Origin of the sequence: Domibacillus sp. (assembly GCF_031181085.1) — a bacterium.
In the GTDB taxonomy this organism is placed as follows: Bacteria; Bacillota; Bacilli; order Bacillales; family Domibacillaceae; genus Domibacillus.
This window is the reverse complement of sequence record NZ_JAPSLE010000001.1, coordinates 648,425-658,344: the sequence shown is the minus strand read 5'-3', so window position 1 is coordinate 658,344 and position 9,920 is coordinate 648,425. Positions and strand designations below refer to the sequence as shown.

The 9,920-nt window shown below is 38.9% G+C and carries 11 protein-coding genes; 4 read left to right on the top strand and 7 right to left on the bottom strand.

The window, feature by feature from the left end; genetic code table 11:
* Positions 1-239: 239 nt before the first annotated feature.
* Positions 240-566, bottom strand: a complete 327-nt coding sequence (locus tag RIN81_RS03660; RefSeq protein WP_309087474.1) for a hypothetical protein — start codon at positions 564-566, stop codon at positions 240-242.
* A gap of 601 nt (positions 567-1,167) precedes the next feature.
* On the opposite strand from RIN81_RS03660, the gene RIN81_RS03655 reads away from it, so the two are divergent.
* The 3 genes from RIN81_RS03655 to RIN81_RS03645 are packed head-to-tail and all read left to right on the top strand — an operon-like array spanning position 1,168 to position 3,444.
* On the top strand, positions 1,168-1,986 hold the full coding sequence (locus RIN81_RS03655) for an amino acid ABC transporter substrate-binding protein (protein WP_309087473.1): 819 nt from the start codon (positions 1,168-1,170) through the stop codon (positions 1,984-1,986).
* Positions 1,987-2,001: 15 nt separating this feature from the next.
* Positions 2,002-2,685 (top strand): amino acid ABC transporter permease, encoded by a 684-nt coding sequence (locus tag RIN81_RS03650; RefSeq protein WP_251273664.1) that lies wholly within the window; start codon positions 2,002-2,004, stop codon positions 2,683-2,685.
* Between the two features lie 12 nt (positions 2,686-2,697).
* Positions 2,698-3,444, top strand: coding sequence for an amino acid ABC transporter ATP-binding protein (locus tag RIN81_RS03645; protein ID WP_309087470.1), 747 nt, complete (start codon positions 2,698-2,700; stop codon positions 3,442-3,444).
* Positions 3,445-3,786: 342 nt separating this feature from the next.
* Here RIN81_RS03645 and RIN81_RS03640 read toward each other — a convergent pair whose 3' ends face one another.
* The 3 genes from RIN81_RS03640 to RIN81_RS15755 all read right to left on the bottom strand — a co-directional run bounded on the left by RIN81_RS03640 (position 3,787) and on the right by RIN81_RS15755 (position 6,901).
* Positions 3,787-4,608 carry an STAS domain-containing protein gene (locus RIN81_RS03640; RefSeq protein WP_309087468.1) on the bottom strand — a complete coding sequence of 274 codons (822 nt, stop codon included), beginning with the start codon at positions 4,606-4,608 and terminating at the stop codon, positions 3,787-3,789.
* 446 nt (positions 4,609-5,054) lie between these two features.
* Positions 5,055-6,617 (bottom strand): L-serine ammonia-lyase, iron-sulfur-dependent, subunit alpha, encoded by a 1,563-nt coding sequence (sdaAA, locus tag RIN81_RS03635; protein WP_309087466.1) that lies wholly within the window; start codon positions 6,615-6,617, stop codon positions 5,055-5,057.
* Between the two features lie 71 nt (positions 6,618-6,688).
* Entirely contained in the window at positions 6,689-6,901 is a 213-nt protein-coding gene (locus tag RIN81_RS15755) for a M20/M25/M40 family metallo-hydrolase (RefSeq protein WP_375164480.1), read from the bottom strand.
* A gap of 177 nt (positions 6,902-7,078) precedes the next feature.
* On the opposite strand from RIN81_RS15755, the gene RIN81_RS03625 reads away from it, so the two are divergent.
* Entirely contained in the window at positions 7,079-7,267 is a 189-nt protein-coding gene (locus RIN81_RS03625; RefSeq protein ID WP_309087462.1) for a hypothetical protein, read from the top strand.
* Between the two features lie 949 nt (positions 7,268-8,216).
* Here the strand turns inward: RIN81_RS03625 and RIN81_RS03620 are convergent.
* From RIN81_RS03620 to RIN81_RS03610, 3 genes are all read right to left on the bottom strand, one after another.
* A complete protein-coding gene (locus RIN81_RS03620; protein WP_309087460.1) occupies positions 8,217-8,618 on the bottom strand; it encodes an FAD-dependent monooxygenase in 402 nt (133 codons plus the stop codon).
* Between the two features lie 217 nt (positions 8,619-8,835).
* The gene (locus RIN81_RS03615; RefSeq protein WP_309087459.1) at positions 8,836-9,366 is read right to left on the bottom strand and encodes a tyrosine-type recombinase/integrase; all 531 of its coding nucleotides are present in this window, start codon (positions 9,364-9,366) and stop codon (positions 8,836-8,838) included.
* Positions 9,367-9,696: 330 nt separating this feature from the next.
* On the bottom strand, positions 9,697-9,912 hold the full coding sequence (locus RIN81_RS03610) for a YneF family protein (protein ID WP_050182786.1): 216 nt from the start codon (positions 9,910-9,912) through the stop codon (positions 9,697-9,699).
* Between the last annotated feature and the right edge of the window lie 8 nt (positions 9,913-9,920).

Below are 9,920 nucleotides of genomic sequence, written 5' to 3'. Positions count from 1 at the left end.
CCGACCTCACGGGTATGAACCGTACGCTCTAGCCAGCTGAGCTACACCGCCAAAAAAAGTATTAAAAATATTGGTGGAGCCTAGCGGGATCGAACCGCTGACCTCCTGCGTGCAAAGCAGGCGCTCTACCACTGAGCTATTGCAGAATAATCCGCACTAGCGACAGATATTAAATATTATCATCCTCAAATTATAAAATCAATACTTTTTTAAAAATATTTATTGCTAACTTTCTTTTTTCAGCATTTCCATATAGAAGCTAAGTCAAGCTTAGGTTTTAACGGTATAACTTCTTCTACTTTTAAAGAAATATAATAACAGCCGCTACTGTGACGAGACACAGTGGCTTCTTTGATTTTTCCATTAAAGCCATTCTTTCGAAACACCTGACAATGTTTCTTTGACAAACGGACTTTAACCTTGCCGATTTTCGACAGTTGAACAGTTTCGCTTTCTATATTGAATTTAATATTGTTGTCGGTTTCTTTTGTTGAATAACTCTGATTAAAAGCGTGTTTCTTTTTGAACTTAGGAAATTTATTCTGACCTTTGAAATAAACGGTCATACCCATCCTCCAATTCCTCGCAGGCACATTCCACACAATTTCACTAACTTCTTTGAGCCAGTTAAAAGCAGAATGCTCTTTGAGAGCGTTAAATGCCTTTTTGAATTAAGCAACTGACAGGGTTTCACTTGTTTCCCTGTAACCTTCCATCCGTTCAGCAAGATAAAAGTTTTTTGTGAAACGAGCACCCCCCCTAGAATTTTTTTTAATCTTTTCTTTTTGAACAGAAGCAGGCATGGCACGTAATTTTAAGCCATAAATATGCAGCTTTAGCCCTTGTAAAGCCAGCTCTTTATTACATTCTTTTAGGTTTTACGTTTTGCCATGTTTAACAGCTCCTGCTCTTTTAGTAATAAGAAAAGTTCAACAAAAGGAACGTCAATTTGCATATTGGAAACTTTTTATCCTGCAGAGAATAAGGTCTATAGCATTTTCGAGAGCTTTCTCACCGTATTTTTCATGTTGTTTGATCCAATTATGAATAATGGAATATTACTTTGCTCTGAGGGAAAAATACACCGTAAATCCGCTGACATTTAGAGCTTACTGAACCATCTAGCAATAAGTTTATAAAACCTATCACAAAACTGGAGGTTACAGCATGAAAAAATTAGTATTATCTATCATTACTCTTGTTTTGGTTCTCGCACTTGCTGCATGCGGCGGAAATAATGCAAACGAGGGTAAGAAGGAGGAAGAAAGTAAACAGGAAGCACAAAGCTCTTATGAGAAAATAAAAGAAAAAGGCGTCATCACAATTGGCACTGAAGGTACATATTCTCCATTTACCTTCCATGATAAGTCCGGAAAATTAACTGGGTTTGATGTCGAAATTGCAACAGAAGTGTTTAAACGTTTAGATATTAAGCCACAGTTTGTTGAAACAAAGTGGGATGGCATGATTGCCGGGCTTGATGCGAAACGCTATGACATGATTGCAAATCAGGTTGGAATCAACGATGAGCGCAAAGAAAAATATGATTTTTCTGATCCTTATACCATTTCAAAAGCTGTTCTAATTGTAAGAGATGACAACAACGAGATTAAATCGCTTGATGATTTGCAAGGCAAAACAGTTGCCCAGTCTTTAACAAGCAATTACCGCCAAACAACAGAAGAGCATGGAGCAAAAATTACCGGAGTAGAGAGCTTTAACCAGGCGATAGATTTAGTCACCTCCAAACGCGCTGACGCTACTTTAAACGATAGCCTTTCTTATTTAGATTTGAAAAAGCAGCGTCCCGAGCTTCCAATCAAAATCGCCTATACGGAAAACAATGCTGCTGAGAGTGCTTTTCTTTTCCGCAAAGACAATAAAGAATTAGTTGATGCTGTTAATGGTACTCTTAACGACATGAAAAAAGACGGTACGTTCGAAAAAATATCTAATAAATGGTTCGGTGCAGACGTATCGAAATAAAGGAAGAGATCGCATATGTTTGGGGAGGAACGTACAGAACGAATTATAGGAATCCTTAGTGAATCTTTTTTTCCTATCTTAATGGCGGGTTTGCAGTACACCATTCCTTTAACACTAATCACTTTTACCCTTGGCCTAATTTTAGCTTTCTTTACGGCTGTAGCAAGGATTTCCGGATTTATGCCGCTTGTTCTTTTAACACGTTTTTATGTATGGATTTTTAGGGGAACGCCATTATTGGTTCAGCTGTTTATCATTTTCTACGGGCTTCCAAGCGTAGGAGTTACCCTTTCTCCATTTGCGGCTGCTGTTATTGTTTTCACCCTGAATAAAGGGGCATACAGTTCGGAGATCATACGTGCTGCCATATTATCGATTAATAAAGGCCAGTGGGAAGCCGCCTATAGTATTGGTATGACAAAATCTCAGGCTCTTAAAAGGATTGTGCTTCCGCAGGCGGTTCGTGTTTCCCTTCCACCGCTTGGCAATTCTTTTATCAGTCTTGTTAAAGATACTTCTCTTGCGGCCACTATTACGGTTACTGAATTATTTCAAAAGGGACAGCAGATTGCAGCTGTTACGTATGAGCCCCTCTGGCTTTATATCGAAGTAGCCTTCTTCTACTTAATATTCAGTACTGTGCTTTCTTATTTTCAGGGCAGGCTTGAAATACGGTATGGCCGCGGCATAGCGAAATAGTGGAGGTAAGCGATGATCACAATTGATAATTTATATAAACGGTTTGATAAACTCGAAGTATTAAAAGGGGTAAGTCTTTCTATTGAAAAAGGAAAAACAGCAGTCATTATCGGACCTTCAGGATCTGGAAAGACAACGCTCCTCCGCTGTTTAAACCTGCTAGAGATGCCTGACAAAGGAACCATCACTCTGGGAAACAAAACGTTAGATATAACGGCAAGCACCAGACTTAAACAAGCGGAAATTGTTTCTTTTAGAAAGCAGACCGGAATGGTTTTTCAAAGCTATAACTTATTCCCTCATTTGACGGCTGTTGAGAATGTCATGGAGGGACAAGTGATCGTTTTAAAACGTTCTAAAGATGATGCCAGAAAAAAAGCTTTATCTTTATTAGAAAAAGTCGGGCTGCGTGATCGGGCGGATATGTATCCGTTCCAATTATCCGGAGGCCAGCAGCAGCGTGTTGGGATCGCACGCGCGATGGCTATAGATCCAGAAGTTCTTCTTTTTGATGAGCCAACATCAGCTCTCGATCCTGAACTGGTCGGTGAAGTACTAAAGGTAATGAAGGACCTGGCAAACGAAGGAAGGACAATGGCAGTCGTAACCCACGAAATGAAATTTGCGAACGAAGCTGCCGACCAAATCATTTTTATGGACGGCGGCGTTGTAGTTGAACAAGGTACGCCTAATGAAGTGTTTAATGCGACTAGAAACCCGAGAACTCTTCAATTCTTGAATAAAGTATCTGAACGATAACTCCTTGTCCTGTACCATGTGCAGGGATTCCCCTGCTTTTGCAGATATAAAAAACATTAACGCCATTACCAAACTGAATACAATAATCGCACCGATCATTTTAACTTTTTCTGATTTAATCACGTTTAACGTCTCCCTTATTCTGTTTAGATAAGTGTAGACGCGTACTAAATAAAGTTTATTCATATAAAATCATTCCTTATGAGCAATAAAAAATAGACTTGCATCTGCAAGTCTCCTCTTTTATTTACATACATAAGTTTAGATTAATTTATTAACACTTATCCCTTGCCCTGATAACAAACAAAGCATGCATATAAACTGCTCATTCCTGACCAAAATCTACTGAAGGCTTTCTAATGCCTGCTTCACTGTAGCAAAAGCTTCAATTTTAGACGGATCAACACTCTGACTGCTAACCACTGCTTGTACGACTTCGGGACGTAAGCCTGTCGTAAGGACACGGATTCCCATTAGCTGAAGCGTTGCCCCTATTTGATCAAAGTATTTTGCAATTTCTTTATTGAGGTTAAAAATTCCTGAAAGGTCAGCGATAACATAATCAACGTCCATTTCCGAGATTTTTGGGATAACATGGTCTGCTATATATTTCAATCGGTATTCGCTGAATTCTCCAATCAGAGGAATAACAACTACATCATCTTTAACAGGTACAATAGGTGCTGACAGTCTTGCCAGTTCTTTTTGGTTTTCCTCTTGCAGCTGATCGGAAAGGCGTTCAAATGCGAAAATGGTTTCGTTTAAGCTGATATCTAATAGGGTGTTGATCTGTTTTAGGATAAAAACATTTTCGTTTAGAGATAAACCAAGCTGTGAGCTGATTTTTGTAAACAGTTCAAGGAAAACCTGCCGGGTTGGAGGATACCGAACGGCAATTTCTGAAATAGTTCCTCCTGATGAGACTTGCATAGCTGCATTTTGCTTACTCCATTTTATAAGAGCCTCTGGAGCTGTATCTTTCTTTTCGTCTAGCACTAATTCACTTAAAAATCCCAAAAGTTCAACATACATAATGACAGCTTGTTCTTTCTCCCATTCAGGAATTTCTAACTTCATTTTATGAAGAACAGCTTCAACAATTTCACGAGCTAGAGAATTTGTGTTTTTTCTTAGGTATTCAGAAAAGCCAAAAAGTAATGTCAAAAAGTCTCCCACCTTCGTCTATCTTGATGATTTCATTATATAACTTAAATGAAGAATGACAATATAGTAGTATCTTTCGGCTTTCCTCCCTGAATCCTCCACCCCCCTTCAGTTACCCATTCCTTTTTGTATTAAAAACGCTGCTCAAAGGCGACATGGATTTTGGCTACAAAAAGGGTCACCCAGATAGGATGCTCTAGCGTGATTTATTCAGTTTTGCTTACTCAACAGTTCTTTAAGTAATAGTTAAAATTCTCCCTATACTTTTCGTAATGATATAATTTCTTTTTCTCAAATTCTCTTTGAATTTTTTTATTGATACAATCCACTTCAAAATGCTGATCGTTATACCATAGCTGTTGCAGCCTGCTTGCTCAATAGTATGCCGGATTCTTTTCGCTGTTTTCTTTAACTCATTTTCGTCATATTGAGCACTTGCTAGTCAACTACTTAGTTTGAACCAAGCCAATTTCGTTAATAATCGGAATTTCTTTTTTTAGTAAAGATAGAAAAGTTTCTTCGATTTTGTTGTCGACTTCACAAATCGTTATGGCCTCACCATTAATTTTCGAACGTTCATTAGCCATACGGGCGATGTTATATCCATTTTGATAAAGAATTCCTGATAAGTCGGCAATAACTCCTTTTTTATCGGTATGGCGTATCACAAGTGTTGGCCGTTCTCCTGAAAACTTTAATGGATAATCATTAAATTCCTGAACTTCCACTTTACCACCGCCTAAAGAACTGGCTAATACCTTTACAGTACGGGAAGATCCTGTCAGTTCCACGCGAACAGTATTTGGATGATAACTTCCAAGCACCCGTTTTGTGAATTCGTATTTTAATCCTTTTTCATTAGCGAGTTCTTTGGCGTTTGGAATGCCATCATCCATTGTCGTTAACCCAAGAACACCTGCTAATAGAGCTAGATCTGTCCCATGGCCCTGATAGGTTTTGGCAAAGGAGCCCATTAGCGAGAAATTCACATATAAAGGATTCTCATTTAATAGCTGGCGGGCAATGTTACCGATTCGGACAGCTCCGGCTGTATGCGAACTTGAAGGGCCAACCATTACAGGACCGATGATTTCATATGCACTTTCGTATTTCGCTGGCCCACAACTACTCGATTTTTCACCGAGAATCTGTTCTTTTAATTTTTGCCCTGTCGGAGTTCCAGCAAGACCCCCTATCCCGGTTTCTCTCAATGATTCAGGCATTTGCTGTCCAACTTCATGCATAACATGGATCACTTCATCTGGAAGAATGATGCTTGTTACCCCAGCTAGAGCCATGTCTGCTGCAGCTTGCGCGGTAATAGCATGTAAACCGTTGCGAATGATGCAAGGTATTTCCACCAGACCAGCAACTGGATCACAAACCAATCCGAGTGAATTTTTCAAAGCAATTCCGACGGCATTTCCTACTTGTGCCGGTGTTCCGCCAGCAAGCTCAACTAATGTTCCAGCTGCCATTCCGGTTGCTGATCCGACTTCAGCCTGGCATCCGCCGGCAGCCCCTGATATCGAAGCTTTATTGGCAATGACTAAACCGAGAGCAGAAGCAGTGAATATCGACTGTATAATCTGCTCCCGGGTGAAGTTTCCGCTGTCAAGGGCGTGAACAAGTACGGCTGGCAAGATTCCCGCTGAACCGGCTGTTGGCGTCGCTACAATCCTCCCCATTGCCGCATTTACTTCTGATACCGCCAGCGCATTTGCGGCAGCATTTAATGTTGTAGGATTGACAAATGAGTTCCCGTTTTTTGCATACTGATAAAGGCGGTTTCCATCTCCACCCGTCAAACCAGTTCGGGACATAACAGGACTCATTGTCCCTTTCCGGACAGCTTCTTCCATCACCGTAAATTGTTCCGACATTTTTGCGATGATCGTCTCTCTAGAATAACCTTTCTGTTCCACCTCGGTTTTGATCATCAATTCCGAAATTGTTGTTTTTTCCTGCTCTGCTTGTTCAATTAATTCTTTTAGGCTTGTAAAAGACATGTGATCACTCCTTTAAAAAAGACGGCTCCCACGCTCGAAGCATTAAGAACGTCCCTTTGTTTACTTTATTCTTACCCGAAATATTCTGCAACAGCTGCCATTGCTTTTGCTGCAATGATCAAGCTGTCTTCGTTAGCGGTGAATGTAGGATGATGAGGATAAACTGGATCTCCGCTGGCTTTGCTCCAATAAAACATACTACCAGGGATCTTCCCCAAATAGTAAGCAAAATCTTCAGATCCAGATATTGGCGGTGTCTCTATTACCACTTTGACTTCATTCATTTATCCATACATATTTCAGCTTTTACTCATACAATTGCGGAGCAATTTAAAGGAGTCTTTTGGCCGGTAATGCGATAAATTCCCATAAAACATGGAGTGAATTAATAATGAAAATAGAAGAAACAGAGCAATATCTAAAAAAACAAAATTGGTGAAAACTCTACAGGTATTGTACAGGTGCGGGAAGGATTTAAAGCTTTTGGAAAAGAAAAAGTAGATGGAGAAGAGGAAGCAGCACTGCTGTTTCAATGTGGTGTTTACAATTTCACAGAAGAAAAACGGTTTTATTATGACTTTGTTACACAGTTTACCAATGAAGGTGGTGAGACTGAGCAGCTGCATTGTGAAAAAGCAGCCCAACTGTGACGGCTCGCTCAAGTATATTATATAAGAAAATATATTAATCAAACTTTAAGATATTGCCTCACTTTGCGTTCATTCGAACTCCTTTTTAGATCGCAGAATTGCGGTTAAGATTTTGTCCGTATCTGAAATTAAATAAAAAAGCTCTGGCACACAAACCAAAGCCCCTTCTCTTTCACAATTTTTTTCTATCATTTTTATAATATCCAGTTCCGTTACAATGATGGAACCCGTTTCCATTGCAAGGTGTGCAGATATATAGTTTCATTATTTCCCCTCCTTTTTTATAGCAGTGATACAACCTTTTTTCTCGTTTCAATTGAGGTACTTTAATTCTTTCAAAGTCCAAAAACTCTTTACCTAAAAATCCGATTTTTTATATAGTAAATATTTTCCAACTTTTTATTATTTCCAGCCCGTCATATAATAAACATTTATTGATAAAGATAGTTAGATTTACACAAATAAGTAGGTTGTCTGGATTCTTATAACAATTTGTCAGAACTTTACCACAAAAAATCTTTTGGGTGCGGATACCTCAGCAACAGCAAAAATGTACTTAATAACTTTTTGATTATTTTCTATCGGGATCTTAAGCATACAAAGTAAATTTAACAATACGTTGTTTACAAAAAGAATAATTATCGACACATTTTACTTACTGTACGATAAAAAAGCTTACAAACACCGTCCCTGTATGATTAAAAGACTTTATCTGCAAGCCATTTAAAGGTTTCAGTGAGTTATTACCAACCCTAAATATAAGTGTAATCATTTCCTGTTCTATATCAAGTTAATAACCTGCATCTAAATAATAAACTATATCCTATAGGACACTTAACTTTGAAATAATAGGCCTATTCATCTCAGCTAATGTTTCATTGACAAAATCAGTGATGTTTACTTCTTTCTGCATGTTTCCTTTCCAAGCATCCGATTCCCATCTCACCAATTAGTCGGAGTTTTCTTCTATCAGCCTGCTTCGCTCAAATCGTTCCTGCGTAAATTGATTTAGTGTATTTTCTACAGGTAGATTTCTCTTCAGAAGCTCAACCAGTACAATCACATCTTCAATGGCAAGTGATGCTCCCTGACCTAGATGCGGCGCTGTTCCGTGAGTTGCATCGCCAACTAGCAATACTCTTCCTTTATACCAAGGCCCCGAAATAAGATGGCTGAATATCGGCCGATAAATGACTTGTGAAGGATCTGTTACTTGATCTGCATATTCTTTTATAATACCTCCACACTCAGAAATTCGTTCTTTCAGCAAAGTATGCAAATGATCTGCAGGCATTTTAGGGTTTCCTGGCTCGGATATGGTGACCAGCAGGTACATTTTACCGTCAGGCATAGGGACGAAGCCTGCTTTTGCTTTACAACCGTAATAGAAAAGGCCTCTAGCCAGATTTTTTGGACACAGAAGAGTATAGCGCCACACCCATTGTCCGCAATATTATTGAGACACATCGCCAAATATCATTTTGCGTACAATGGAATTGGCACCGTCTGAACCGAGAAGCAGATCATACTAGCTGGAAATCCCGTTGCTCAGTTCAACAAAAACTCCATCAGGAAGAGGTACTATCCCGTTTACGGTTGTTCCCATATAAATCTTGGTTTCCGTTTGGTGAACAGCATCTAATAAAAAATTTCTTCCTCACGCGCTCGTATCTGATAAGAATTTTCTTTAGCGCCGGACTGATAAAAGCAACACGGTCTTTCCCACCTTTACCGTGAATCAAAATTTTTGTATCCTCAACGTTATTGAAGGGTAATGTTCGTATTTCCATTGTCCTCAATTCGCAATCTGCCATCATTGCAATAATTGCTTTATTCCTTGCTTCATTGTAGGAAGAATAATTAAACACATTAATCATCCTATGAACCTCATTCCCATCGAAACCCTGTAATACCTTCTTCGGCACTTTTGGTATCTCGACTTTCTTCATAGGACTTTCCTTTATGTATTCTTCTTCAACGCACCAATTGAAGAAAGCAACAATCATCTTAGCCATTGAATTAATAGATTGTGGCTTTAAACCTTTTTGTTGTTTGTACCGAATGTATACCCTCAAATCACCCGTATGCCCCCTTTCCAATCGCTCTACACCATGCTTAGTTTTTAGGAATAAAAGCACCTGTTTATATTCCTACCTTTTGTTTTTCATTGTCTTAGGTGAATATCCCTTTGCAACGCAAGAGAAATCATATTCCTTGAAAACATCATCTAAAAGCAGAAAAAAACCGCCCTTCTACTGAATTTTTCAATAGAAAAAGGCGGTTCTCTCGTTTCATAAAAAAATTAACCAAATATGAAGTGAAAATGGACAAGAAAAATTCATCTATTTTATAACTTCAACTGCAATATAAGCAGATAATTTTTCTTTAATATGGCTTAAACCCTTGATATATCAAGGTTTAAAGACAAATTACTTCTTCTCCATCTTGTTCATTTGTGCCATCATTTGGTTGATTTTCTTTTGTGATGGTTTCATACCCATTTGCATCATCATCATACGCAGCATTTGTTCGTTAATCGGTGGATTTTTCTTTAAGTAATCCATCATGTAACGGCGTGCGATGAAAAATCCGAGGGCTACACCAGCAGCAAGCGCCAGGACAGCCGTAAGCACATACCCAAACATAAACGTGT

Bases quoted from the DNA above. Each gene is read 5' to 3' on its own strand.
- RIN81_RS03660 (WP_309087474.1), bottom strand. From the start codon at position 566: ATGACCGTTTATTTCAAAGGTCAGAATAAATTTCCTAAGTTCAAAAAG.
- sdaAA (WP_309087466.1), bottom strand. From the start codon at position 6,617: ATGTCTTTTACAAGCCTAAAAGAATTAATTGAACAAGCAGAGCAGGAA.
- RIN81_RS03645 (WP_309087470.1), top strand. From the start codon at position 2,698: ATGATCACAATTGATAATTTATATAAACGGTTTGATAAACTCGAAGTA.
- RIN81_RS15755 (WP_375164480.1), bottom strand. From the start codon at position 6,901: ATGAATGAAGTCAAAGTGGTAATAGAGACACCGCCAATATCTGGATCT.
- RIN81_RS03650 (WP_251273664.1), top strand. From the start codon at position 2,002: ATGTTTGGGGAGGAACGTACAGAACGAATTATAGGAATCCTTAGTGAA.
- RIN81_RS03655 (WP_309087473.1), top strand. From the start codon at position 1,168: ATGAAAAAATTAGTATTATCTATCATTACTCTTGTTTTGGTTCTCGCA.
- RIN81_RS03620 (WP_309087460.1), bottom strand. From the start codon at position 8,618: ATGCCTGACGGTAAAATGTACCTGCTGGTCACCATATCCGAGCCAGGA.
- RIN81_RS03610 (WP_050182786.1), bottom strand. From the start codon at position 9,912: ATGTTTGGGTATGTGCTTACGGCTGTCCTGGCGCTTGCTGCTGGTGTA.